Raw genomic sequence first — 25828 nt, 5'->3', positions numbered from 1 at the left:
TGCTAGCCCCTGGGCACCGGCTTGGCCGTGCCGGGGCCGCCTTGTCTTTTGATCTGTTTGCCGAGGGCTCTGGCCCTTGCGGCGGACGGTCTTGCACCGACCATGCCCTGAGCATGGACGGCTGCATTTTTGCGAATGCTTTGAAATGACCCCTCTTGAAAATCGAAACTTGCGCCGCCCCGTGGCGCTGGCAGCGTTGCTGGCCCTGAGCACAAGCCCTGGCCTGAGCGCCTGGGCCCAGACCCACCCCGACAGCGCCGCCGGGGAATCCACCCTGACGCTGGGCACGGTGCAGATCACGGACAAGGCCCAGGGCCCGCTGACCAGCCGCAACGTGCTGACGTCGGTGGACGTACTGGGCGGCACCGCGGTGCAGGACACCTCGGTGGATTACAGCTGGGTGCTGCTGCAGCGCGCCCCGGGGGTGCTGGTGACGCCGTTTCGGCAGGGCACGGATGCCGGGCGGTTTTCGTTCCGAGGCTTCAATGGCGAAGGCCGGGTGAATGCGGTCAAGCTGCTGATCGATGGCATCCCCTCCAACGACAACGCGGGGGGCATGCCGTTTCTGGACGCAGTGTTTCCGCTCGACATCGAGAGCATCGAAGTGGTGCGCGGAACCAACGACCCGCGCTATGGCCTGAACAACATTGCTGGCAACGCCAATGTGATCACCCGCACGGGTGGCAACGAGACCCAGATCAACACCACGCTGGGCAGTTTCAACACCCGCGAGGTGCAGGTGGCCAAGGGCATTGAGAACGCCAACTGGACGCAGAACTACTTTGTAGCCTCGCGCGACTCAGACGGCTACCGGGACCACGCGAATGCCCGCAAGCTGGCCCTGGCAGGCAAGTGGTTCTACACCACCGATGATGGCCGCTACCGCACTGGGCTGAGCCTGCGCCACTTCGAGAACGATGCGCTCGAATCGGGCTACCTGAGCGCATCGGCCGCGGCCAGCAGCCCGCGCTCATCGCCCAGCTATGCCTCGGCAGACCGCAGCACACGCCACACCAACCAGGTGGCCGTTTTCCATGACGAGCAACTCGGTGATCACCTGTCGTGGAGCACCCGCGCGTACCGCAACACCTACACCAACCAGCGCTGGGTTCGATTCACCCAGGCGGGGGTGCAGCAAGAGCGCGATTCGGACGAGAACCAGGACGGCGCCATCAGCACCCTGACCTGGCGCCCGAAGGTGAGCTGGGCGCATGAGTTCGTGTTGGAAGGCGGGGTGGACTACCAGCGCCAGAGCAATCTGAGTGATCGTTACCGCACGATCGAGCGGGTGCGCACCTCGCAGATCCGCGGCTGGGACTACACGCTCAGCAACCAGGGAGCCTATGTGCAGGCCATGATCCGTCCGGTGCCCGAGCTGAAGATCGTGCCGGCCCTGCGGGTGGACCATTTCAGCGGGCATCTGGTGGACCAACTGGCAGGCACCACCCTGCCGCTGAACGCCTACGGCACGGTACCCCAGCCCAAGCTGAGCGTGGTGTACGCCCCTTGGGAGCAGGCCAGCGTGTACGCCAACCTGGGGCGCACGTTCCAGATCGGCACGGGCATCGACGCCTACCGCGCCAGCACACAGAAGAGCGACCTGTCGGCCTCACTGAACGATGGCTGGGAACTGGGTGTGAAGTTCTCGCCGCTCGAAGGCCTGGATGGCCGGGTAGCCTACTGGGAGCAGCGTGCCAGCGGCGAAGTGGCGCGCAAGCTGGGCGTGGACGGCCTGGTGGACAGCGGCGGCCAGGCGAACGTCGCCCGCACCCTGCGCAAGGGCTACGACCTGCAACTGAACTTGCGGCCCACCGGCAAGGTGTCGGGCTGGGTGAGCTACTCGCACCAGCAGGCCCTCATCACCGCGCCGGACCCCAGTGCGCCGACCACCCTGGGCAAGGAGATCGAGAACGTGCCGCACTATGTCGCCTCTCTGGGCGCCGACTACCAGCTCAGCAGCGACTGGAAGCTTTCGGCTTGGGGCACGGCCCAGGGCAGTTACTACGTGGAGCGCACCAACACGCTGGGCAAGTTTGGCGGCAACGTGCTGCTGAACCTGTCGGCGCAATGGCGCATCCAGCCCGATCTGACGCTGCAGTTGCAGGTGCGCAACCTGACCAACCGCTTTTATGAATACGTGTGGTACGACAGCGGCTCGTGGGGGCACTCGCCCGGTGATGGCCGCGCCTTTTACGCCACGCTGGCCTGGAAGTTCAGATGAGCGTGGCGACCGCTGCGCCCCCCGCCGAAACGGGCGCGCCCGAGCCACGGGCCGGCCTGCTGTACCGCTTGCTGTGGCGTTGGCATTTTTATGCCGGTTTGCTGGTTTGGCCGTTTGTGCTGTTGCTGTCACTGACGGGGGGGCTGTACCTGTTCCACGACCAGGTGGACGTGTGGTGGCATCGCGAACTGCTGACCGTACCCTGGCACCCGCGTGAGGCAGGCGGTGACTTGCCGCCCGAGCGCCTGCTGGCCGCTGCCCAGCAGGCCGTGCCCGGGCAATTGCTGCACTGGAACCCGCCCGAATCGCCGGGGCGATCGGCCCGCATCGACCTGCTCACCCCGCAAGGGAAGCGCGTGTGGGTGTACCTGAGCCCGGCGGATGGCCGGGTGCTGGGCCAATTGCCCGAGCGCGGCACCCTGGGTTGGACGCTGAGGCACCTGCACAGCCTGAAGATCGTGGGGCCATGGGCACGGGCGCTGATCGAGATCGCCGCGGGCTGGACAGGTCTGCTGGTGCTGAGCGGCGTGTACCTTTGGTGGCCCAGGGGTCGCAGGCAAGGTGTTTGGAGCCTGCGCCGCTGGCACCCCGGTCAACGCGTCTTCTGGCGCGACCTGCATGCCGTGGGGGGCGTGGCTGTCGGCGGAGTGCTGCTGTTTCTGGCGCTCACCGGCATGCCCTGGTCGGGGGTGTGGGGCGCTTGGGTGAACCAGTGGGCCAATGGCGCCCATTGGGGCTACCCGGCGGGCCTGCGGGTGCAGTTGCCGATGTCGGGCCAGCGCCTGGCCGACCACACAGACACGAATTGGTCGCTGGCCCAGGCGCGGTTGCCGCAATCCACCCCCACGGGTGAGCATGCCGGGCACGCTGCGGCGCCCGGGGCAGCCCCCCAGGCGCCAGGCCAAGACGAGGGCCACCTGCCACCGATGCTCGGTCTGGACCCGATCTGGACTCGGGTACAGGCGCTGGATCTGGCACCTGGCCTGAGCTTGAGCGCTCCGGTGGGCCCCCGCGGCGTGTGGACTGCCTCGGTCTACCCGGCCGACCTGAGCCGTCAGCGCGTGGTGCATCTCGATGCCTACAGCGGCGAGGTGCTGCTGGACATGGCCTGGCGCGACTACGGCCCGGCAGGCCGATGGATGGAGTGGGGCATCAACGTGCACCTGGGCCAGGAGTGGGGTTGGGCCAACCGCTGGGGCCTGCTGCTGGTGTGTGGCGTGGTAGCGCTGTTGTGCCTGGCGGCCCCACTGATGTGGTGGCAACGCCGGCCAGCGGGACAACTGGGCGTGCCCCGGTTGCGGGCTACCTCGCCGCTGTACTGGCGCATGCTGGCCTGTTTGCTACCAGGCTGCCTGTTGTTTCCACTGGCCGGTGGCGCCTTGCTGGCGGTGCTGCTGGTGGATGCGGCAGTGCTGAACCTGACGGAGCGGACCCCGCGGGCAATTCCGCACTGATGCTTTTTTAAGCAGCGTAACAATTGCCCTTATGAATCAATCACTTGACGCAGTGCTCCTGCCTCGGCACACGGCTTGTCCACAGGCTTGTCCAGAAAAGGCGGGGATATCCAACAGCTCGCGCGGCGGGGTCAGGCCGCGTCAGGCCCTTGCGCCAGGTAGTGCAGAAAGTCATCGAGCGTCATGGGCCGGGCAAAGTGGTAGCCCTGCCCATAGCGTGCCCCCATCTCCAGCAGTTGCCGGGCCTGCAGGTCGGTTTCGATGCCCTCGGCGATCACCTCGCTGCCGATGGCTTTGGCGATGGCAATGATCTCGGGGATCAGGGTGGACCGGATGGTGGCGTCGGCCATCTCGAAGACAAAGGACTTGTCAATCTTCAGGTAGTCGGGCGCGACGCGCTTGACGATGCCCAGATTGGAGTAGCCGGTGCCAAAGTCGTCGATCGAGATGGCAAAGCCATCGGCCTTGAGGCGGGCCAGCTCGGGCACCAGGGCACTGGAGAAGTCGTACTCGGTGACCTCCAGTTCGATGCGCAGGTCGCTGCGCCCGCTGTCGTGCTGCGCCGCCTTCAGGTGGGGCAGGATCAGGTCGCGGCGCAGGTTTTGCGGAAAGAAATTGAGCGCCACCGAAAAGTGGGTCTGGGGCGGCAGTGCCGCGCCCAGCTCAAGCAAGGCGTGGCGGCTGACGGCCGCATCAAAGCGCCAGCCCAGTTGCTGCTGGGTGAGCGCCGGGATGAATTGATCAGGGTACAGCAGGTTCTGGCCGTCTTGCAGCCGGGCCAGCACCTCGCAGCCCATCACGCGGCCCGTGCCCAGCTCAAGAATCGGCTGGTAGTGACACACCACGTTGGCCGGCTGGCAAAGGTGGCGAATGAGGAACTGCATCGAGCTGAGGTAACGGCCCATTCGAACCAGCGCCGCGCCGGCCAACCAGCCCAGCACGATGCAAAGCACCACATAGCCGGCCGCCATCCAGGGGTGCCGCTGCAGCAGGTCCCCCAGACCCAGCACCGATTGCACCGAGATCGGACTGACCCCAGGCACGGAGTTGGTCACCCGCCACACGCGCTGCGGCCAATCGAAGCTGAGGTGCGGGGTGTCGAGCGAGGCCATGGCGTCGGTCTGCGCACCGCGGGCCCCGACAAAGGCCCGGCGCCGCTGGTGGATGTTGCCGGCCCACACGCCGTCGGCGTACTGGGTGAACACCTCCTGGGTGGGGTTGTCGTCGATCATCACTTGAAAACGCCCCCGCTCGATCACGGTGCCACACAGCTCGGCCGGCGCCTGGGGCGAGTACGCCCGCAGCGGTGTGTTCAACAGGTAACGCCCCACCGACCCATCGATCCCTTGGGTGCTGCGCGGCCAGGGCTGGGGCAGCAGACCCGAGACCGTGCTGCAGTACAGGCGGCCCTGGTCGTCCAGCAGGCCGATCTGGCGCACGTCGCGATTTTTGAGCAGCAGCACCCGCAACTGGCTGAGGTTGTCGGGCGTGCATTCAGCACTGTGTGACGCGTTGAGCACGTCCAGCATGTGCCGCACGTTGTCTTGCAGGACATGCATGCGTTGCAGCACTTTGGCGTGGCCCTGGTCAATGGCCTGTACTCGAACCTGCAAGGCACCCCAGGCGATCAGAGCGGCCACGGCACCGGCCAGCAGACCGCCCCCCAACCAGCCGACCAGGGCCGCGTGGCGCCCCAGCCAACGGCAGACGGGGACAAGCAGGCTGCGCCTGGCAGGGGAGAGGGTCATGTTGAGGCGGATAGGGAGTTCCGCAGTATATGAGAGAGCACAACGTGCTACCGGGCGCCACAAAGGGTGAAAACCCGGACGCCAAGGGCGCCGTGGTCAGTCTAACGTGATCTTGGCGTAGGCGCTGACGCGCTGCATCTTCTCGATCTCGGACTTGATCTCGGCCCCGAACTCTTCAGGGCTGGTACCGGTGGCAAACAGGCCCTGGGCGGCGAGACGCTCGCGCACGGCGGGCTCTTTCAGGGCCCGCACCACGGCCTCTTGCACGCGCACGATGGCAGCCTTGGGCGTGCCCGCCGGGGCCACCAGACCGAACCAGGAGGGCTCGTTGCACACGTTGAGGCCCAGCTCGCCATAGGTGGGCACATTGGGCAGCACCTCCAGGCGCTTGTTCCAGGACACGGCCAGGGCACGCAGCTTGCCCGACTGGATGTGGGGCAGCGAGGCGGCCACCTGGTCAAAGTAAACCATCACCTGCCCGCCCACCACGTCATTGAGCGCGGGGCCGGCCCCGCGGTAGGGGATGTGCAGCATGAAGGTGCCAGTGGCACTCTTGAACAACTCGCCCCACATGTGGCCGATGGTGCCCGTGCCTGGGGTGGCGTAAGAAAGCTTGCCTGGGTTGGCCTTGAGGTAGCGCAGGAACTCGGCGTAGTCTTTGACAGGCAGGCCGGCATTGACCACCAGCACCCCAGGCGCCTTGACCAGTTCGGTGACAGGGGCAAAGTCTTTGATGGGGTCGTAAGGCAGCTTCTTGTAGACCGCGGGGTTGACCCCGTGGGTGGACACGGTAGCCACTGCCAGGGTGAGCCCATCCGGGGTGGCACGGGCCACTTCGGCCATGCCGATCGAGCCCCCTGCCCCCCCTTTGTTGTCGACCACCACGGCTTGGCCCAGCAGGCGGGCCAAAGGCTCGCTGATGGCGCGCCCCGTGATGTCGGTGGCCCCACCGGGCGGGAAAGGCACGACCAGACGAAGCGGCCGGGTGTCGGCAAAGGCGGGGGCCTGGCTGGCGGCAGCCGCGGCTGCCAGGGTGAGCAGATGACGTCGTTGCATGGGAGGCGGAATCCTTGATGAGGGCTGTCAGTGACAGGCCTTACGCAAAATGCGAGCCAGATGAGTATGCCGCGTGACAGGCCATGGCGCCCGATCTTCAGAAGCGGGCCGCATTCTTGCTACATTCTGTTGCTAACGCACCATGAACCCACGTCCTGCTGCCACGGGCCACCCCGCCTTGACCCGACTCCACCAGTCCTTGTGGACCACGGGGGTGATGGCGCTGCTTTTCATGGGGCTGTTCGCTTACTACGTGCGGGCCGAGAAGGCGATCGACCAGGCCAACGAAGAGCGCCTGCAGTCACTGGGCCTGGCCACCGAGTTGCGGCAATCGTCGGACGACCTGACCCGCATGGTGCGCACCTATGTGGCCACGGGCAATCTGGTTTACCAAAAATACTACCTGGAGATTCTGGCCATCCGCGATGGTCAGAGCCCCCGACCGCTCGACTACCGCAATGTGTACTGGGATCTGGTGCTGGAGGATGGCCGCCGCCCACGGGCCTTTGGCCCGGCAGTGCCACTGCTGACGCTGATGGAGCAGGCCCACTTCACGCAGCCCGAGTTCGCCAAGCTGGCCGAGGCCAAGGCCCAGTCGGACGCATTGACCGGCACCGAGTTTGCGGCGATGGTGCTGGTCGAAGCCTCCGGCGGCGATGTGGCGGCTCGCCGCTTGCAGGCCATCACCATGCTGCATGACACGGCCTACCACCAGGCCAAGGCCCGCATCATGCGCCCGATCGCCGAGTTTCAGCAGATGGTGGAACTGCGCACCACGGCGGCGGTGCAGAACGCCGCGCACTATGCCGTGGTGGTGCGGTGGGTGTTTGCAGGGGTGGGCCTGCTGCTGGCCATGACGCTTTGGCAGACCTACCGGGCGCTGCACCACACACTGGGCGGCAAGCTGGAGGAGATTCACCGCCAGATCGAACGGTTGGGACGGGGCGATTTCGCTGACCCCATCGCTGTGGCGCCCACGTTGCAGCACAGCGTGCTGGGCTGGCTGGCCGAAATGCAGCGTCAGTTGCAGGTCGCCGACACCGAACACCAGCGCTCGGCGGCGCAGATCAACAACCTGGCTTTCTTTGACCAGCTCACCGGCCTGCCCAACCGCGTGCTGCTGCTGGACCGGCTGCGTCAGACGCAAGCCATCAGCCAGCGCACCGGCCAGTACGCCGCCCTGCTGTTCATCGACCTGGACCACTTCAAGACCTTGAATGACACCCAGGGCCACGACATGGGGGACCTGCTGCTGCAGCAGGTGGCCGACCGACTGCGGCAAGGGGTGCACCCCGATGACACGGTGGCACGCATCGGTGGCGATGAGTTTGTGATGGTGCTGGGCGGGCTGGGCGAGACACCGCGCGATGCGGCCAGCGCCACCGAGGCGATTGCCGAGCGCCTGCTGCGCTCGCTCACCCAGGCCTACACCCTGAAGGGCTTCGTGCACCACAGCAGTGCCAGCCTGGGGGCCACGCTGTTCCTGGGCAAGGGCACTTCGATGGACGAGCTGATGAAGCAGGCCGACCTGGCCATGTACCGCGCCAAGGATGCCGGGCGGCAGGCCCTGCGCTTTTTTGATCCGGCCATGGAAGCGGTGGTGAAGTACCGCGCAGAAGTCGAGAACGACCTGCGCCAGGCCTTGGAGCAGCATCAGCTGGTGCTGCATTTCCAGCCGCAGGTGAACAGCGACAGCGAACTGCTCAGTGCCGAAGTGCTGGTGCGCTGGCAACACCCCGAACGGGGGCTGGTGCCACCGGGCGAATTCATCGGCCTGGCGGAGGACACCGGGCTGATCGTGCCACTGGGGCGCTGGGTGCTGCAGGCCGCCTGCGAGCAGTTGGCCCGCTGGGCCGGCCGCCCGGGCCTGGGTCAGTTGAGCCTGGCGGTGAACATGAGCGCCAGGCAGTTTCGCGACCCCGGGTTTGTGGCCATGGTGCTGGAGGTGGTGCAGCACACCGGGGCCGACCCGCGTCGCCTCAAGCTGGAGCTGACCGAAAGCCTGCTGGTGCACGATGTGGACGAGATCATTGCCACCATGCATACGCTGCAAGGGCATGGCATCGGGTTCTCGCTGGATGATTTCGGCACCGGCTACTCGTCACTGACCTACCTGAAGCGCCTGCCGCTGAACCAGCTGAAGATCGACCAATCGTTTGTGCGTGACCTGCTGCATGACGCGCACGATGCCGCGATTGCCAAGACCATCGTCACCCTGGCCCAGAGCCTGGGTCTGCCCGTGATTGCCGAAGGCGTGGAGACAATGGCTCAGCAGCGGTTTTTGCAACAGATCGGCTGCCACGCCTACCAGGGGTTTCTGTTCAGCCGGCCGGTGCCGCTGAGCGTGTTCGAACCGCTGGCGCTGGCGGGCCGCCTGGGCCCGGCTCACGAGGGGCCCGGCTGAGCTTACTTGCCGATCTGCTTGCTGACGGCGTTTTCCTGCTGGTTGAGGGCGTGCTGTTCGGCCTTGGTGATGTGCCCGCCGTTTTGCGAAGCCATCACGCGCTCTTCCTGCCGGATCTGGTGGTCTTCGTGGTGCAGTGCTGAGGCCTGCTGGGGGGTGATTTCGCCGCTCTTGACCTCATGGTGGATGCGCGCGTTCTGGCGATCCAGGCGGGCATTGACCTCGGCCCGCCGCGGGTGGCTGGCTTTCCAGCTCTGAGCGGGTGTCTGGGCTGCTGCGGCGCCGCAGAGAACGAACAGGGACAAGACGGTGACCAGGGATTTGTTTGACATGCATTGCTCCTCGAAGGGTTGGGTTTCAGACGGCTCCCGAGGATGACAACGGCACATGGCCGGGCCTTGTTGACGACGACTTTGTAGCGGCGATGTAAAGACGGCTGGGGTGTCGCGCCCTCTCCCCCCACGGGCAGCGTCGGGCCATTTGGGGCGGGTTCAGGGCGAAGCGCCCTCACGCGCCAGCGAGCTGGACCGCCAGCGCGCCAGGTTGGCCTTGATGATCTCGTCGAGCACGCCGCTTTTTTTGAGCTGCACCAGCTTGGCGTCGATGGCCTCCAGTTTGTCAGCACACGCCCCCTTCAGCGTGAGCGCCAGGTAGTTGGGGGTGTCGGCCAGGTAGGTTGACGGCACCACGAAGCTGCTTTCGTCGCTGCGCTTGAGCAGGTAGGCCATGCCGACAAAGTAGCCGGTGAGAAAGTAATCGATGCGCCCGACCTTGAGCTTGTTGAAATTGCTTTCCGGGGTGTCGGCCTCTTCGATGTCGAGCGATGCCTTGGCGAAGTCGTCCACATCGGCCCCGAAGCGGTTGCCGCGGGTGATGCCGCCGCGGTGACCGACCAGGTCTTGTCGCGCGTGAAAGGCGAAGGCGCGGTCGCGGGCCTGGAACACCGCCACCGGGTTGGACAGCGCCATCGCCTTGGGGAACAGCAGAAACTGCTCGCGCTCGGGGGTTTTCTTGAGCGTGGCCACCATGTCGATCTCGCCACGCTCGGCCAGTTTCATGATGCGGGTGAAGGGCCCCTGGTAGCGGATCTCGTAGGCAATGTGCAGTTCGTCGAGCACGCGCCTGGCGATATCGACGCTGGCGCCCAGCATCTGGTGGCCGTCGTACCAGTGCAAGGGGGGGTAGGCCGGGTCGGCGCCGATGCGCATGCGGGTGCAGGCCGCCTGGGCCGGCACGAGCAGGGCCGGGGCAAGCAGCCAGGCCAGCGCCAGCACCCACGGGGGCCGGCCCCTGGTGAAGTGGTGAACACCATGCCGTGCACCGGGTTGCGGCTGGGTCTGATGGTTTTTCATGTGGTCCCCCTTGTCAGAAAGCGGCCCCTTCAATTCATCTCGGCATAGCGGTTGTAGATGCGCTCCAGGGTGCCGTTGCGCTTGAGTTTGACCAGGGCCCCATCCAGACGCTTGACCAGGGCGGGCTCGAGGTGCCGACCCGCCCAGAAGTGGCTGGGCGTTTCGCCCATCACCCCAGGCACCAGGCGCAAATCAGGGCTCATCTGCCCGGCCCTGATGTAGTAGACGCAGGTGAGTTCGCTGCCGTAGTAGTAGCGCACCCGGTGCCTCACGATGTTGCGCAAGGCCGTCACCGTGTCGGTTTCGTCGACGGCCACGCCATGGTGGCGCAGCTTGTCGGCATAACTGGCGCCGGCCTGGGTGGCCACCAGCCCGCCAGAGCGGGCCAGGTCGTCGAAGCCTGTGGGGCTGAACGCGTCGTCGCGCAAAGCCACCAGCCGTTCGCGCACGGCGTACACCGGGGTGGAGAGGCGGTGGGCGATCTGGTGGCGCCTGGGGGTTTCGAGCAAGGCACAAAGCACGTCCAGCCGCCCCTCTTGAAGGGATTTCTCGATGCGCCGAAGGGGGGTGGGTTTGAGGTCGACCTCGAAGTGGATCTCGGGCTCAACCCCCTCGATGGCCCGCAGGATATCGGGGCACAGGCCGCGCCCCGCCGCCGCACTGGAGCCGAGCAGGTATTTGGGGGCCGAGCCCTCCTGAGCCGCCGTGCGCAGCACCCAGCGCGCCGTCGAAGGGCTTGTTGCGGCTGCGTTTGAAGTGGCTGTCGCGACCTCATTCGCGGCCACATTTGCAGCCCTGCCTGTGCCGCCCAGTAAAAGCAGCAGTGCCAGAGAAGTCGCGATGAAGTTCATGGCGGGGTCGGGTGTGTCTGACAGGATCTGCCCGGGCCCATGCGGTGGCAATGGGCATCCGATGGCTTGTTCATTCAACGCCGCCGCGGCGCATTTGACAAGCAGGGGCAAACGCCAAGGCGGCCCCGTTTGATCGACGTCATCTCTGCGAAACGGCCCCTGGCAACACCGATTGACCGCACCGGGCCTGAGGGCAACAATTTGCCGATGTGTCTTCTACAGACCCTGGTCCCGGACTGGCACCCCATGGTGGGGGGCATCCGCGCGCGCCGGTCAGGCCCAACTGGTCATGAATGATCGGCCCCCCCTGGACCCGGCCCGGCCCCCTGCCGCCGCCCCCAACAAAAGCCTGCGCCGCCCCTTGTTCGTGGTGCTGCTGCTGGCCTTGTTGATTCCGGCCGCGCTGGCCACGCTGATCCTGCTCGACCTGAATCTGCAAAAAGCGGTGGACGTGAACGCGCGGGCCCGGGCCGAACAATTTGCCGATCTGCTCAAGGCCGGCCTGGTGCTGCCACTGTGGAACGTGGCGATCGATACCGGCCGCCCTCTGGTGAACGCCGTGGTGGCCGACGCCTCGATCGTATCGGTCGAGGTGCGTGATGCCGATGGTGAGTCGCTGCTGTCGTTTAGCCGCACCCAACCCAGGCGGGGCAGCCGGATCGAGATCAGCCGCAGCATCGACAAGGAGGGAGAACACCTGGGCGAGGTCAGCCTGTCCTATGCCACCACCTTGGCCCAGGACGAGGTCTGGAACTCGGCCTGGGTGCTGGCCGGGGTGGTGGGCTGCCAGCTGGTGGCCTCGTCGCTGCTGATCGGGCTGTGGCTGCACCGGCGGGTGCTGCGCCCCCTGTCCCGGCTGGGCAACAGCGCGGCCAGGATTTCGGCCGGTGATTTGCAGACGGCCTTGCCAAAGTTGCGGCCTGACGAGTTTGGGGTGCTGGCCCAGCAACTCGACTTCATGCGGGCCTCTCTGGGCCATTCGGTTGAAAAGCTGGAAGAGCGCGTGAACAACCGCACCGCCGAGGTGCGCCAGGCCCACGCCGAGCTGCAAGGCGCGATGGACCACCTGCGTCAGACCCAGGAGCGGCTGGTACAGACCGAGAAACTGGCCTCGCTGGGCGCCCTGGTGGCCGGGGTGGCCCATGAGCTCAATACCCCCATCGGCAACGGCGTGCTGGTGCTGAGCACCATGGCCGACCAAAGCCGCGCATTCAAGAGCGACCTGGCCAAGGGCCTGACGCGTGCCCAGCTCGATCAGTTTGTAGGCCACCTGGACGAAGGCCTGGCCATCGCCTTGGGCAGCCTGAACCGGGCGGCCGAACTGGTGCAGGATTTCAAGCAGATGGCGGTGGACCAGACCAGCCTGCGCCGGCGCAGCTTTGATCTGCGCGAGCTGGTGAGCGAGACAATGACCACGATCTCGGTGGTGCACAAGCATGGGCCGGCCCGCTACGCCATCGACATACCCACCGGCATCCGCATGGAAAGCCACCCGGGTGCGATCAGCCAGATCGTGAGCAACCTGTATGAAAACGCCATGATCCACGCCTTTGGCGAACGCGGCGGCCTGCTGACCCTGTGGGCCCGGCAAGACGGCGCAGAGGTGCTGCTCAAGGTGAGCGATGACGGGGCCGGCGTGGCCCCTGAGAACCTGGCCCGGATCTTTGACCCGTTCTTCACCACGCGCCTGGGCCAGGGCGGCTCGGGGCTGGGCCTGAGCATTGTCTATGGCCTGGTTTCTGGCCTGCTGGGTGGGCAGGTGGAGGTGAGTTCACAACGGGGCCAGGGCACGTGTTTCAGCTTTCGGCTGCCCCTGACCGCCCCGCCGCGGGCCGAGGGCGAGCCCGACGCGCCCGCCAGCCAGATCTGAGCAGGTCCGCATCGCGCGGGCTTGACTCAATATGTTGCTTTTGGCAACATGGTCATGCCTTAAGCATCAAAACCATGACCAACCACCCAGACATCCTTCCAGACCGCATCGTGGCGGTGCGCCAGTTCAACCGCTTTCACACACGCCTGGTGGGCGCACTTGGGGATCGGGTGCTGCACTCGGACTACAGCCTGCCGCAGCTGCGCCTGCTGTACGAGATGGCCCACGCGCCCGCGCAGGCGCCGGCCTCGGCGGCGCAGCTGGGGCGTGATCTGGGCATGGACCCGGGTTACCTGAGCCGGCTCATCAACAGCCTGGAAGAGCGCGGCCTGGTGCAGCGAGAGGCCTCGCCCGACCATGGCAAACGCCTGGCCCTGCGCCTGACCGACGAAGGCCGTCGCGTGTTTGCCGAGCTGGAGGCGGCGTCTGCCGCCGAGGTGGCGGCCCTGCTGCAGCCGCTGAGCGAGTCCGATCAAACCCGCCTGGTGGGCGCCATGGCCCAGGTGCGGCGCCTGTTGGGTGACGCCGATGCAGCCCCCAAGGCCTTCATCCTGCGCGACCCGCGCCCAGGCGACTTGGGCATCGTGATCCAGAAACAGGCCGAGTTGTACGCGCATGAATATGGCTGGGACTGGACCTTTGAGGGCCTGCTGGCCGAGATCGTGGGCCAGTATGTGAAGACCTTCGACCCCCGACGCGAGCGCTGCTGGATTGCCGAGAGCGAGGGCGAGGTGGTGGGCTCGGTGTTCGTGGTGCAACAAGACGAACAAACCGCCAAGCTGCGCATGCTGTACGTGGATGCCAGTGCCCGCGGCCTGGGCCTGGGCCGCCGCCTGGTAGACGAATGCCTGCACTTTGCACGGGCCCAAGGCTACCGCCGCATGGTGCTGTGGACCAACGACATCCTGGTGTCGGCCCGCCGCATCTACCAGGCCGCCGGCTTCGAGTTGATCGAAGAGGACAAGCACCACAGCTTTGGCAAAGACCTGGTGGGCCAGGTGTGGGCGCGGGATCTTTGATCAGGCCGCGGCCGGGACCGAGCGCGCCACCAAGCGCACGATGGCCTCGCCCGTGGGCGCAGCGACCATGTCGGCCAGGGTGTATTGATTGAGGCTGGCAAAAAAGGCCTGCTGGGCCTGGTCGAGCATGCCCTTGAGCTGGCAACGCCCGGCCAGGGCGCAAGGCGGGTCGGCGCAATCGATCATCTGGGTGACGCCCTCCAGGCTCTGGATCACGTCGCCCAGGCGGTACTCAAGCAGCGGGCGGGCCAGGGCCAGGCCCCCGCCCTTGCCCCGGGTGGTGGCCAGCCATTGGTTTTGGCCCATGAAGTGCACCACCTTGACCAGGTGGTGGCGCGACACGGCAAACTGCTCGGCAATTTCGGAGATGGTGGCGGGCGTGTCGCGCTTCTGATGTGTGAGGTACATCAGAACGCGCAGACCCAGGTCGGTGAAGTGCGTGAGCTGCATGGTGTGGCTGAGGGCTCAGATCACCGCAGCATAACGCCTTTCACTCAAACGCCACCCGTGCCGAAGGCCTCGGCGTGGATGTGTGCATCGGGCACGCCCGCGGCCTGCAGGGCCTGGCGTTGCGCCTGCATGAAGCCGCGCGGGCCGCACAGGTAGAACTGCGAGCCGGTGCCCAGGGCGTTGACCTGTTCGGCCGACAGCTCGATGCGGCCCGCCTGATCGTAGTGCTGGCCCAATTGATCCTGGGCCCGTGGGTGTTCGTAGTGGATGCGGGCCTTGAGGGCCCGATGACGGCCTGCCAGTTCACGCACCCGGGCGCCAAAGGCGTGGGCGCCACCGTGGCGGGCCGCATGCAAGAAGTGCACGGGGCGCTGCGGGGCGCGCTGCACCAAGTGCTCCAGCATGGCCATCATGGGGGTGATGCCCACGCCGGCACTGATCAACACGGCAGGCGCCTCGGCCTGGGTGTCCAACACGAAATCTCCCATGGGCGGGGCCACGTCGATCAGGTCGCCCTCTTGCACCTGGCTGTGCAGCACGTTCGAGACCATGCCGGCCGGGGCGATGGCCGCAGCGCCCTGCCCGGCTTCGCGCTTGACCGAAATGCGCAGGGCCTGCTCGCCCGGCGCGGCCGACAGGCTGTACTGGCGCGGTTGATGCAGGCCCAGCTCAGGCACAGGCACGCGCACGCTCACATACTGGCCCGGCTGGAAGCCCGGCACCGGGCCACCGTCGGCAGGCACCAGGTAGAAAGAGGTGATCTCTTCGCTCTCGGCCACCTTGCGTTGCACACGAAAGCCGCGCCAGCCCGTCCAGCCGCCGGCCTGGGTGGCCGCGGCCTGGTACAGGCCCTCTTCCATGCCGATCAGCAGATCGGCCAGTTGCCCGTAGGCGGCCGCCCAGGCAGCGATCAATTCATCGGTGGCGGCTTCGGCCCCCAGCACCTCGCGGATCGAGGCCAACAGGTGCTTGCCGACGATGGCGTAGTGCTCGCGGCGAATGCCCAGGCTGACGTGCTTGTGCGCAATCAGCTGCAGCACCGGTGCCAGCACGCCCGGGTTGTCGATGTGTTCGGCATAGGCCGCCACGGCCATGGCCAGGGCCTGTTGCTGGGCGCCCGAGCGCTGGTGGCCCTGGTTGAAGATGGCCTTCAGCTCAGGGTTGTGCTCGAACATGCGGGCATAGAAGTGACGGGTCAGGGCCACGCCGTGCTCCTTGAGCACGGGGGCGGTGGCTTTGACGAGGGTGCGGGTCTGGCTGTCGAGCATGGGGCTTCCTTTTTAAGATGCATTTATTTTATATCTTCAAATGCTCACGTTGAAGATGACCCCAAGCGATCTGAGGGCACTGCGTCTCAGGGTTTCCACCTTTTTTGAAATTACGCATTGCGGACTATAGTTACGCTATTCAAAATACCCACGGCGCCATGACCACCCCCCAAGACACCCCGGCCCCCGCCGCCCGCTGCCCCATAGACCATGCCGCGCTGACGGGCCAGCGCGCGCCCACCGGCTGCCCGGTGAGCCCCGCCGCCGCGGCCTTCGACCCGTTTTCAGACGGCTACCAGCAGGACCCGCCCGAGTACGTGCGCTGGGCCCGCGAGCAAGAGCCGGTGTTCTACAGCCCGCAACTGGGCTACTGGGTGGTGACGCGCTACGACGACATCAAGGCGGTGTTCCGCGACAACCTGACCTTCAGCCCGTCGATCGCGCTGGAAAAGATCACCCCCACGGGTGACGAAGCCAACGCGGTGCTGGCCCAGTACGGCTATGCCATGAACCGCACCCTGGTGAACGAAGACGAGCCCGCCCACATGGCACGCCGCCGTGTGCTGATGGAGCCCTTCACACCCGAGGCCTTGAAGCACCATGAGCCGCTGGTGCGCCGCGTGACGCGCGAGTACATCGACCGCTTCGTCAACGATGGGCGCGCCGATCTGGTCGATCAGATGCTGTGGGAGGTGCCGCTGACCATCGCCCTGCACTTTCTGGGCGTGCCCGAGGAAGACATGGACCAGTTGCGCCAGTACTCGATCGCCCACACCGTGAACACCTGGGGCCGCCCGCGCCCTGAAGAGCAGGTGAAGGTGGCCCATGCGGTGGGCAATTTCTGGCAACTGGCCGGCAAGATCCTGGACAAGATGCGGCAAGACCCCAGCGGGCCGGGCTGGATGAAATACGGCATCCGCAAGCAGGCTGAGTACCCCGATGTGGTGACCGACTCTTACCTGCACTCGATGATGATGGCAGGCATCGTGGCGGCCCATGAGACCACCGCCAACGCCACCGCCAACGCCCTGAAGCTGCTGCTGCAACACCCCAGCGCCTGGCGCGAGTTGTGCGAAGACCGCAGCCTGATCCCGAGCGCGGTGGAAGAGTGCCTGCGCCACAACGGCTCGGTGGCGGCCTGGCGGCGCCTGGCCACGCGCGATGTGCAGGTGGGCGGGGTGGACATTCCGGCCGGCAGCAAACTGCTGATCGTGATGGCTTCAGCCAACCACGACGAGCGCCGCTTTGCCGATGCCGACCTGTTCGACATCCGGCGCGATGATGCGAGCGAGCACCTGACTTTCGGCTACGGCGCCCACCAGTGCATGGGCAAGAACCTGGCCCGCATGGAGCTGCAGATCTTCATCGACGAGTTTGCCCGCCGCCTGCCCCACATGCGGCTGGCCGAGCAGACCTTCAGCTACGTGGCCAACACCTCGTTCCGCGGCCCCGAGCACCTGTGGGTGGAGTGGGATCCGGCCGCCAACCCCGAACACCACCGACCCGAGCTGCACGAGGCCCTGCAGCCTGTGCGCATTGGCGAGCCCTCGCGCCACGCCACGGCGCGCCCGGTGCTGGTGGACAGCCTCACGCCCCTGAGCGCCGACACCTTGCGCCTGCGCCTGCGCTCGGTGGACGGCCAGCCTCTGCCACGCTGGACGCCCGGCGCGCACATCGATGTGGCCTGCGGCAGCACGGGCCTGTCGCGCCAGTACTCGCTGTGTGGAGACCCGGCCGATGCGTCGGTTTACGAGATTGCGGTGCTGCGCGACCCCGCCAGCCGGGGCGGCTCGGCCTGGCTGCACGAACACTTGCGTGTGGGCGAGCGCCTGCGGATCCGCGGCCCGCGCAACCACTTCCGGTTCGACGAAGCGGCCCAGCGCGTGATGCTGCTGGCCGGGGGCATCGGCATCACGCCGATCCGCGCCATGGCCCGGCGCGCCGCCGCCTTGGGGATCGATTACCAGGTGCACTACTGCGGGCGTTCTCGCGCCAGCATGGCCTACCTGGCCGAGATGGTGGCCGACCATGGCGCGCGCCTGCACGTGCATGCCAGCGACGAAGGGCAGCGCCTGGACCTGGGCGCCCTGCTGCACGCCCCCCAGGCCGGTACCCAGCTGTATGCCTGCGGCCCCGAGCGCTTGCTGCAGGCCCTGGCCGAGGCCGGCGCCCACTGGCCCGAGGACAGCCTGCACACCGAGCACTTTCACGCCCAGCCCACTGAGCTGGACCCGAGCCGCGAACACGCCTTCGAAGTGGTGCTGAAGGATTCGGGCCTGACGCTGCCGGTGCCGGCCGACCAAACCGTGCTGTCGGTGCTGCGCGCGGCCAACATCGATGTGCAAAGCGATTGTGGCGAGGGCCTGTGCGGCTCTTGCGAGGTGCGGGTGCTGGGCGGCCAGGTCGACCACCGTGACGTGGTGCTGACCCGCGGCGAGCGCGAGGCCCACAACCGCATGATGGTGTGCTGCTCACGCGCCTGTGGCGGGCAGCTGGTGCTGGAACTCTAAGCCCCTCCCCCCCTGCCAAGGCCCTTCGTTGAAGGGCTTTTTTTCTTTCAACGCTTTATCAACGCTTGATCTGAACAATGCAGATGTGCTCAGGGAGAAGAGTGCAGCTGTCGGCCCCATTTTGGGGGCCGACAGCAGGCGCTGATGCCGCAAGGCCTTTGTTGAGCCCATCTTTGAATTGTTGATTTGCGAGGATTTTCATGGCGGGTGTTTCCATCGTCTACAGTGCTCTGGCCGGCAGCACTGCAGCCAGTGTTCCCACATTGGGCACGCTGGCCACCATCGGGCTGTCCGTGTTCACAGCGGCGGCTGGTGCCTACGCAGTGCGCGGCAAAGGCCAGCGCATGCTGGCCGTGGCAGCCTGCGCCGGCACCTTGACGATCTTGCTGGCCAGCGGCACAGGCCAGTCCGCCTGGGCCAGTGTGCGTGACTATTTTTCTGACCCCGCCGGCGCCACCCTGATCTATGACTCTGACGACAACCCGGCCGACACCTTGACTTCGCTGGGCACGCTGCCCGGCTCGGGTGGCACGATCTGCGCCGCCACCACAGGGGCATTGCTCAACGGCACCAGCGCCACCCTGAGCATCGACTCCGTCACCGCCGTGCCGCTGCTGGGTGACTACAGCGTGCACACCAACGACACGAACTACAACTCGAGTTTCACAGGCTCAACCGCAGGCCGCTGCAAACCCGGGGTCACCCGCCTGCTGCCAGGCCAATCGTGCCAGGTGATTCTGGAGACCTCGGTCTGCTGATGGCAGACTTGGAGGGGACTGACAAAACACAAGAGATGCAGAAAGGGGCATCGGGCCGGCACTGACTATTGCAATAATCGGCGGGTTTTGCATTTGTTTACCAAACACCATGCCGCACCGCCTCTTCCAGCGCCTACTCCCGGCGCTGCTGGCCGCCCTGCTCGGCGCCTGCTCCGCCCCTCGCTACACCGTGGACGACGGCCGCAAGGTCGACGAGGCATTGCTGGGCCGCATCCGGGATTTCGGCGCCGGCGAGCAGGCCTTGCGGCCCGCCATCGCCCAATCGGCCGCCCTCAAGAACCCTGACTGCGACAAGCAATGGGAGCTGCCCTTCTCGGTGGCCACCAGCGACGGCCTGAGCGCCGACGACCGCGTGGCCTGGGTGCGCGGGCTGGGCGTGGACGAGCGCCTGACTGTGATCGGCGCCGCCCCTGGCAGCCCCTTGCAGATCCGGGACAAAATCAAGCAGATCGCTGGCTACAGCCGCGAAGACACGGTGAAGATGCTGGAGGCCCTGTCGGAAAGACGCGATGCAGGCCGCCCCTTCGACATCACCCTGAGCATGGGCAAGACCGTGAAGGTGAGCCCTTTCGAGGTCTGTCGGGGCTACACCCGCCTGGCCTCACCCGCCACACCGCAGGCCCAGGACTACCACTGGCTGATGAGCCTGCACCCTTTGCAAGTAGCCCAGGCCGATTTGAGCGAAGACGAGGCCCTTTGGGTGGTGCTGTGGACGCAAGGGCTGTCTGAAGAAGGCGGCGCCCGCATGAAGCTCTACCACTACTCGGTCAAGACGGCGAGCGCGGCCTACAACCTGTTCACGCTGGTGTCGGGCATCAAGGGGGCCGCGCTGGCAGCAGAGTCGGCCATCCGCACCGCCCAGAGTGCGGCAGCCAGCGCGGCCACCGAGGTGTTGCGCCAGCAGGCGCTGAGCCTGGCCAGCCAGGCCGCGCAGGACAAGATCCGCGACACCCTGAGCAGCGCCGGCCAGAAACTCACGCAGCAACAGATCTTGAATGAAATGCAGTTGGCCGCCGCCAACCGGGGCAGCCTGAGCGGGGTGGCCCGCATTGCCGGCACGGTGTTCGACAAGGCCGATCTGTGGGCCTACGAGGCCGCCCGCAAGCTGGGCGCCAACCCCTTGGCCGGCTTCACGCTGCACCAGAAGCTGCTCGAGCGCCAGTACACCGCCAATGCGCTGATGCTTGACCCCGAGCGCCTGCCCTTGCTGAACCAGCGCGCCGAACGCGATGGCCGCGCAGACGAGGTGGTGGCCATTCTGGACGGCCTGCGCCCCAGCGAGCTGGATCTGGCCCTGGGCGAGATGCCGCTGGCCTCGGCCCACACAGGCTTCAGCTACGAAAGCACCGATGACGCCCGCAGCAGCGCCGACCCGTTCGCCAACGGCCTGATCGAAGGGCTGTTGACCATGCCCATGGAAACCAGCCGCTGAACCTCGGCAACACCGCCGCCCCGCCCACCCCGCCAACCGATCACTCCATGCCTGCCCTGACGACAAAGCCACTGCCTGCGCTGTTCACCCTGACCACCCTGACATGGGCCCTGCTGGCCGGCCCCACCTGCCTGGCCCAGAGCGCCGCGCCCGAGCCCGCCCTGGCAGCGACGCCGGACGATTGCAGGGCCCTGAGCGACAAGGCCATGGCGGCCGACGTCGCGGCGGCAGGGGCCCTGTCGCGCAAGCAGGAGCCGGCCAGCCTGGTGCCGCTTTACGAACAGACCATCACGCTGTGGGCCCAGGCTGTGCCGCACTGCCAGGGCCGGGCGCGTGAACGCGCCGAACGCAATCTGGTGGAGGCCCAGCGCGTGCGCCAACGCCTGAGCGCCGATCTGGGCGACAGCAGCGACTGCCAGAACGGGCGCAAGGAGGCCGAGGCCATGCAGGAGTTGGCACGCCAGGCGCTGGGAGAGCGCCGCTGGGCCGATTCAGCCACCTTGTTTCACAAGGCCGAAGACCTGTGGGATGTGGCCAGCGAACGCTGTACCGGGCCGCAGCGCCAATTGGCCGAGAGCCGACGTGATCAGACCGCGGTGGACGGACACAACGCAGAGCACTGCGCACCGCTGTTTGAAAAAGCGCGCCACCAGACCCAGCAGTTTCGCAGCCGCGCGGCGGGCATGGCCCGCACCGAACGGCAGGAGGCCTCGCTGGAGGCCGAGGGCCTTTGGCGTCAGGCCCAGGACCAATGCCGCGGCAGCGTGACCGATCTGGCGCGCAACAACGCCCAAGCCCTGGCCAAGGAACGGGGCACCCCCTGGGCCGCCAAACCAGGGACCGATGGCGCCCCCAAGATCGCCCATGCAGCAGCTGCGCCCGGCGTGGCGGCTGCGGCGGCTGCAACCACCGCCCCAATGGCCCGCCCTGGTCAAGCACCCGCCCCCTCTTCGGATCCCCAGGCCGAACCCCAACAGGCCGAGTTCACGGTGGATGGCACGGTCTTCAAGGGCCAATGGGTGCGCGATGCGGGGCGCACCAGCCTGTCCGGCCAGGGCCTGGTGCGCTGGGCCAATGGCGACAGTTTTGAAGGCACCCTGGTGAAGGGCCTGCGCCATGGCCACGGCACTTTTCAGTGGGCCAATGGCCAACGCTACGAAGGCGACTGGCTGAACGACCAGCCGATCGGGCAGGCCAAGGTGCACTTTGCCAACGGCAACGACTACGACGGCGCGGTGCAGGCCGGCCTGCCCCAGGGCCAGGGCCGCATGCGCTATGCCTCGGGCGACCTGTACACCGGGCAGTTCAAGGCGGGCGTGCCTGAAGGCCGAGGTCTGTACCTGTGGAAAAACGGCCAGCAGTTCGAAGGCGACTGGAAAAACGAACAACCCCATGGCGAGGGGCGGCTGCAATTTGCTTCGGGTGCGATTTACACCGGGCCGGTGCAGGGCGGCGTGCCGCACGGGCGCGGTCGTTACACCTGGCCTTCGGGCGATCGCTACGAAGGCGATTGGCAAGCCGGTCTCAAGCACGGCCAGGGCACCTTCTTTTGGGCCAACGGCGACCGCTTTGAAGGCCGATTCGAAAACGACGCGCAAGGTGAGGGCCAGTTGATCCGGGCCGAACCCCGGGCCGAGACCAGCACGGCCGCCCGCTGAAGCCGACGCGGCCGCAGCAGCCGCCTCACCCCACCGGCATGGCCCCCAGGCTCACGCTGATGGCGGCGGCCTCGCGCAGCACCAGCGGTGCAATCGGGCCCGCCAGGCCTGGGTCAAAGCCGCCGCTCGCGCCCAAAGCGGTCAGCACGGCCACCACCCGCCCGCTGTAGTCGGTGATGGGCGCCGCCACCGCGCTGATACCCGGCAGCAGCGAATCGCGGGCGATGGCGCAGCCCTGCGCCCGCACCTGGTCGCGCAACTGCTCCAGGCTGTGCACGCCCAGGTGGGCGCGCTGCTGCGGGCTGGCCTGGGCCAGTTCGTCTTGCAGGCGGCGCCATTGGGCCGCGTCGTCCAGCGTACTCAGAAACACCTGCCCGGTGGCCGACCACAGGGCCGGCAACACCGAACCGGCGCGCACATTGATGGTGACGGGCAACAGCGGCTCTTCGAAACGCATGATGGTGGGGCCCAGATTGCCCATGATGGCCAGGAAACAGGTCACCCCCAGTTCATCGCGCAGGCGGATCAGGGCGGGCTCGCTGCGCCGCACCGGGTCGTTTTGGCGCATCGCCGCCAGGCCGATCTGGATCGCCTCGGGCCCCAGGCGGTAGTGCTGGGTGCTGCTGTCCTGCACCACCAGGTCTTCCTGGATCAGGCTGGCCAGGTAGCGATGCACCTTGGCGGTGCTTTCGTCAACCGCCGTGGCCACGGCCGTCAAGCTGGCCGTGCCGCCCAGGCGCGCCAGGGCTTTGAGGATGCCCATGCCCATTTCAGCCGATTGCACGCGTTGGCGTCGCTCGGGGGTGCGGGGTGGGCTGGGGTCTTCGCTCATGTAGGGGTTCCTGGCCAGGGGGCGGCGTTGCAAATCAACATTATGGGCAGACCCCGGCCCGGACCCGCGCCCGCCATCGCCTTGGTGAAAGCCCTAGCGGCAAATTACGCATTGCGCAGTAATCTTACGCATTAACCATTGATAACCCACAAACCGCCTTCCGGAGCCTTCCTGTGAAAAAATTCGTCCGTGCCTGCCTGCTGGCCCTGCCTGTTTTGCTGAGCCTTCACGCCGCGCCCACCCTGGCCCAGGCCAACTACCCGAACAAACCCGTGCGCTGGATCGTGCCCTATCCGGCCGGCGGTGGCTCCGACTTTCTGGCCCGCACCATCAGCCAGGCCTGGTCGACCAGCAGTGGCCAGACCGTGGTGATCGACAACAAGCCCGGCGGCAACACCGCCATCGGAGCGGTCGAGACCGTGCGCTCGGCGCCCGATGGCTACACCGTTCTGTCGGCCGACAACGGCACCATGGTGTTCAACCCGGCGCTGTACTCCAAACTGTCGTACGACCCGGTCAAGGACCTGGCCCCGGTGACGCTGATGGGACGCTTCCCGATGATCCTGGTGGTGGGGCCGGGCTCGGACGCGAAGGACGCCAAAGATTTCATTGCCAAGGCCAAGGCTCGCCCCGGCAGCGTCAACTACGGCTCGGCCGGCGCCGGCAGCCCGCACCACCTGGCCATGGAAATGCTCAAGGTCGAGGCCAAGCTGCACTTGGTGCACATCCCCTACCGCGGTGCGGCGCCAGCCCTGGCCGATCTGGTGGGCGGGCAGATTCCCGCCATGATGGTCGACATGGCCGCAGGCGCAGGCTTCATCAAGGCCGGCAAGGTGCGCCCGCTGGCAGTGGCCAACCCCACCCGCCTGCCGCAACTGCCTGATGTCCCCACCTTTGCCGAAATCGGCCTGAAAAACGTCGAGGCCGCCGCCCTGGTGGGCCTGGTGGCCCCGGCCGGCACCCCGACCGAGGTGGTGAACTCGCTGCAGAAACAGATCGCGGCCGCCATCGCCCAGCCAGCGGTCAAGCAGCGGCTGATCGATTTCGGTGTGGAACCGGTGGGCAACACCCCGCGCGAATACACTGAATTGCTGCGCAAGGAAACCGTGCGCTGGCACCGCATCATCAAGGACCAGGGCATCTCGCTCGATTGAGCCGGCCATGCCGCCAGCGCGCTGTGGCCGGGATCCCGGCACGGCGATTGCTTAAATGCGGCATGCCGACCCTGGTGGCTGGTGTGCGCCAGCCGCCCCATGCAGCGGCCAGACCGTCCCCGGACGATCTGGTCGTTTTTCATTCCAATCCCAGACCCTGCACGATGTTCACCACCCGCCTGTCGATCGCCAAAAAGCTGGCCTCTCTGCTCTGCCTCATTCTTGCGCTGTTTCTATGCAGCGGGCTGTATGGCATCTTCAAGCTGCGCGCCATCACGCAGGAGATGAACACCATGTTCGATCAATCGCTGGCCATCGAGCGCATTGCCAGCGACTGGTACCGCAACTTCACCAATGCCGTGCAACGCACGACCGCCACGGTGAAAAGCAGCGACCCGGCCCTGGCCACGCTGTTCAGCGCGATTGCCATCGAAGGCAGCAAGCAGTCCAGCGTGCAGCAGCAACAGATCAAGGAACGACTGGTTGACGAAGGCGACAAGCAGCTGTTTGCCGAGATCGGCGAGCACCGCAAGGTCTTTCTGGCCGTGCGCGACGAGATCAACAAGCTCAAGGCCTCGGGCGACGCCGCGGGTGCCGAGCAGATGTTCAACGACAAGTACCTGCCGGTGTCCACGGCCACTGACGGCAAGATCAAGGAGTTGCTGTCGCGCCAGCGCCAGCGGCTGGACGACGCGGGCGAGCGCATCCGTTCAGCCAGCACCCAGGCCACCACCTTGCTCACCGCGCTGTGTGCCGGTTCGATCCTGCTGGCGGCACTGCTGGCCTGGCGCATTTCGCTGAGCATCACCCGCCCGCTGCAGGACGCCCGTGAAGTGGCCCACAAAATCGGCAACATGGACCTGTCCGGCAACGTGATCCAGGTGCACAGCGGCGACGAGACCGGCGAACTGCTGCAGGCCCTGTCGAGCATGCGCACGGCACTGGAAACCACCCTGCTCGATGTGCGTCAGGTGGCCGACCACATCGCCACCGCCACGGGCGAGATCGCCTCGGGCAACGCCGACCTGAGCCACCGCACCGAGGACACGGCCACCCACTTGCAATCGACCGCCAGTGCCATGGAGCAACTGAGCGCCACGGTGCACCAGTCGGCCGATGCCGCCAGCACGGCCAACCAGTTGGCCAGTACTGCGGCCTCCGTGGCGGCGCGGGGCGGTGAGGTGGTGTCCAAGGTGGTCTCGACCATGGACGAGATCAACCAAAGCTCACGCAAGATCAACGACATCATCGGCGTGATCGACGGGATTGCCTTCCAGACCAACATCCTGGCGCTGAATGCGGCTGTGGAAGCGGCCCGTGCCGGCGAACAAGGTCGGGGCTTTGCCGTGGTGGCGGGCGAGGTGCGCAACCTGGCCCAGCGCAGTGCCCAGGCAGCGCGCGAGATCAAGGGCTTGATCAGCACCTCGGTCGAGAAGGTCAGCGACGGAACCCGCCTGGTCCAGGAGGCTGGCAGCACCATGCAGGACATCGTCAACAGCGTGCAGCGGGTGAGCGACATCATTGGCGAGATCACCGCCGCTTCGGTGGAGCAATCCAATGGCATCCGCCAGGTCAGCACCTCGGTCACGCAGCTCGATCAGATGACCCAGCAGAACGCAGCGCTGGTGGAAGAATCCGCCGCAGCGGCGCAAAGCCTGCGCGAGCAGGCGGCCCGGCTGGCCGACACGGTGGGCCGTTTCCGGCTGCGCCAGGGCGCCCCGGCGCTGGCCCAGGGCTCGCACCAGCGCCCGCTGCTGCGCTGACGCCCGG

General features: G+C 66.6%; 20 protein-coding genes. 11 read left to right on the top strand and 9 right to left on the bottom strand.

Annotated elements, in window-relative coordinates:
• The first annotated feature begins 145 nt into the window (after positions 1–145).
• Positions 146–2221 carry a TonB-dependent receptor gene (locus AC3WUT_RS08030; RefSeq protein WP_492346547.1) on the top strand — a complete coding sequence of 692 codons (2076 nt, stop codon included), beginning with the start codon at positions 146–148 and terminating at the stop codon, positions 2219–2221.
• Complete coding sequence (locus AC3WUT_RS08025; RefSeq protein ID WP_492346546.1) at positions 2218–3675, top strand: PepSY-associated TM helix domain-containing protein; 1458 nt, start codon at positions 2218–2220, stop codon at positions 3673–3675. Before AC3WUT_RS08030 ends, AC3WUT_RS08025 begins: the two co-directional genes overlap by 4 nt.
• Positions 3676–3806: 131 nt before the next feature.
• On the opposite strand, the gene AC3WUT_RS08020 is transcribed toward AC3WUT_RS08025, so the two are convergent.
• Positions 3807–5423 carry an EAL domain-containing protein gene (locus AC3WUT_RS08020; protein WP_492346545.1) on the bottom strand — a complete coding sequence of 539 codons (1617 nt, stop codon included), beginning with the start codon at positions 5421–5423 and terminating at the stop codon, positions 3807–3809.
• A 96-nt stretch (positions 5424–5519) separates the two neighbouring features.
• Entirely contained in the window at positions 5520–6479 is a 960-nt protein-coding gene (locus AC3WUT_RS08015; RefSeq protein WP_492346544.1) for a tripartite tricarboxylate transporter substrate binding protein BugE, read from the bottom strand.
• 142 nt (positions 6480–6621) lie between these two features.
• On the opposite strand from AC3WUT_RS08015, the gene AC3WUT_RS08010 reads away from it, so the two are divergent.
• Positions 6622–8883, top strand: a complete 2262-nt coding sequence (locus tag AC3WUT_RS08010) for a putative bifunctional diguanylate cyclase/phosphodiesterase (RefSeq protein WP_492346543.1) — start codon at positions 6622–6624, stop codon at positions 8881–8883.
• Positions 8884–8885: 2 nt separating this feature from the next.
• Here AC3WUT_RS08010 and AC3WUT_RS08005 read toward each other — a convergent pair whose 3' ends face one another.
• The 3 genes from AC3WUT_RS08005 to AC3WUT_RS07995 form a co-directional block, all read right to left on the bottom strand.
• Positions 8886–9215, bottom strand: a complete 330-nt coding sequence (locus tag AC3WUT_RS08005; RefSeq protein ID WP_492346542.1) for a hypothetical protein — start codon at positions 9213–9215, stop codon at positions 8886–8888.
• Between the two features lie 159 nt (positions 9216–9374).
• Positions 9375–10235, bottom strand: a complete 861-nt coding sequence (locus AC3WUT_RS08000; protein WP_492346541.1) for a substrate-binding periplasmic protein — start codon at positions 10233–10235, stop codon at positions 9375–9377.
• 29 nt (positions 10236–10264) lie between these two features.
• A complete protein-coding gene (locus AC3WUT_RS07995; RefSeq protein WP_492346540.1) occupies positions 10265–11086 on the bottom strand; it encodes a substrate-binding periplasmic protein in 822 nt (273 codons plus the stop codon).
• Between the two features lie 289 nt (positions 11087–11375).
• Here AC3WUT_RS07995 and AC3WUT_RS07990 point away from each other — a divergent pair, with 289 nt between their 5' ends.
• Together AC3WUT_RS07990 and AC3WUT_RS07985 are read left to right on the top strand one after the other, a co-directional pair.
• On the top strand, positions 11376–12956 hold the full coding sequence (locus tag AC3WUT_RS07990; protein ID WP_492346539.1) for a sensor histidine kinase: 1581 nt from the start codon (positions 11376–11378) through the stop codon (positions 12954–12956).
• A 74-nt stretch (positions 12957–13030) separates the two neighbouring features.
• On the top strand, positions 13031–13975 hold the full coding sequence (locus AC3WUT_RS07985) for a bifunctional helix-turn-helix transcriptional regulator/GNAT family N-acetyltransferase (RefSeq protein WP_492346538.1): 945 nt from the start codon (positions 13031–13033) through the stop codon (positions 13973–13975).
• Here AC3WUT_RS07985 and AC3WUT_RS07980 read toward each other — a convergent pair whose 3' ends face one another.
• Positions 13976–14425, bottom strand: a complete 450-nt coding sequence (locus AC3WUT_RS07980) for an RrF2 family transcriptional regulator (RefSeq protein ID WP_492346537.1) — start codon at positions 14423–14425, stop codon at positions 13976–13978.
• Positions 14426–14469: 44 nt separating this feature from the next.
• Positions 14470–15693 carry an NO-inducible flavohemoprotein gene (hmpA, locus tag AC3WUT_RS07975; protein ID WP_492346536.1) on the bottom strand — a complete coding sequence of 408 codons (1224 nt, stop codon included), beginning with the start codon at positions 15691–15693 and terminating at the stop codon, positions 14470–14472.
• A 158-nt stretch (positions 15694–15851) separates the two neighbouring features.
• On the opposite strand from hmpA, the gene AC3WUT_RS07970 reads away from it, so the two are divergent.
• Positions 15852–18203, top strand: a complete 2352-nt coding sequence (locus AC3WUT_RS07970) for a cytochrome P450/oxidoreductase (RefSeq protein WP_492346535.1) — start codon at positions 15852–15854, stop codon at positions 18201–18203.
• 58 nt (positions 18204–18261) lie between these two features.
• Here AC3WUT_RS07970 and AC3WUT_RS07965 read toward each other — a convergent pair whose 3' ends face one another.
• Positions 18262–18405 (bottom strand): hypothetical protein, encoded by a 144-nt coding sequence (locus AC3WUT_RS07965; protein ID WP_492346534.1) that lies wholly within the window; start codon positions 18403–18405, stop codon positions 18262–18264.
• Here AC3WUT_RS07965 and AC3WUT_RS07960 point away from each other — a divergent pair.
• The 3 genes from AC3WUT_RS07960 (at position 18404) to AC3WUT_RS07950 (ending at position 22072) form a co-directional block, all read left to right on the top strand.
• Positions 18404–18961: a hypothetical protein gene (locus tag AC3WUT_RS07960; RefSeq protein ID WP_492346533.1), complete on the top strand. Its 558-nt coding sequence runs from the start codon at positions 18404–18406 to the stop codon at positions 18959–18961. The genes AC3WUT_RS07965 and AC3WUT_RS07960 overlap by 2 nt on opposite strands.
• A 109-nt stretch (positions 18962–19070) precedes the next feature.
• Positions 19071–20414: a hypothetical protein gene (locus AC3WUT_RS07955; RefSeq protein WP_492346532.1), complete on the top strand. Its 1344-nt coding sequence runs from the start codon at positions 19071–19073 to the stop codon at positions 20412–20414.
• A 47-nt stretch (positions 20415–20461) separates the two neighbouring features.
• The gene (locus AC3WUT_RS07950) at positions 20462–22072 is read left to right on the top strand and encodes an MORN repeat-containing protein (RefSeq protein ID WP_492346531.1); all 1611 of its coding nucleotides are present in this window, start codon (positions 20462–20464) and stop codon (positions 22070–22072) included.
• Positions 22073–22097: 25 nt separating this feature from the next.
• Here AC3WUT_RS07950 and AC3WUT_RS07945 read toward each other — a convergent pair whose 3' ends face one another.
• Positions 22098–22904: an IclR family transcriptional regulator gene (locus AC3WUT_RS07945; RefSeq protein WP_492346530.1), complete on the bottom strand. Its 807-nt coding sequence runs from the start codon at positions 22902–22904 to the stop codon at positions 22098–22100.
• Between the two features lie 173 nt (positions 22905–23077).
• Between AC3WUT_RS07945 and AC3WUT_RS07940 the strand changes: the two genes are divergently transcribed.
• Both AC3WUT_RS07940 and AC3WUT_RS07935 read left to right on the top strand, forming a co-directional pair.
• Positions 23078–24058, top strand: a complete 981-nt coding sequence (locus tag AC3WUT_RS07940; protein WP_492346529.1) for a Bug family tripartite tricarboxylate transporter substrate binding protein — start codon at positions 23078–23080, stop codon at positions 24056–24058.
• Between the two features lie 164 nt (positions 24059–24222).
• On the top strand, positions 24223–25821 hold the full coding sequence (locus AC3WUT_RS07935) for a methyl-accepting chemotaxis protein (protein ID WP_492346528.1): 1599 nt from the start codon (positions 24223–24225) through the stop codon (positions 25819–25821).
• The last annotated feature ends 7 nt before the right edge of the window (positions 25822–25828 follow it).

It is taken from the genome of Curvibacter sp. EU05-FHT14A10, from assembly GCF_058791075.1.
This window is presented reverse-complemented; position numbering and strand designations above follow the sequence as displayed.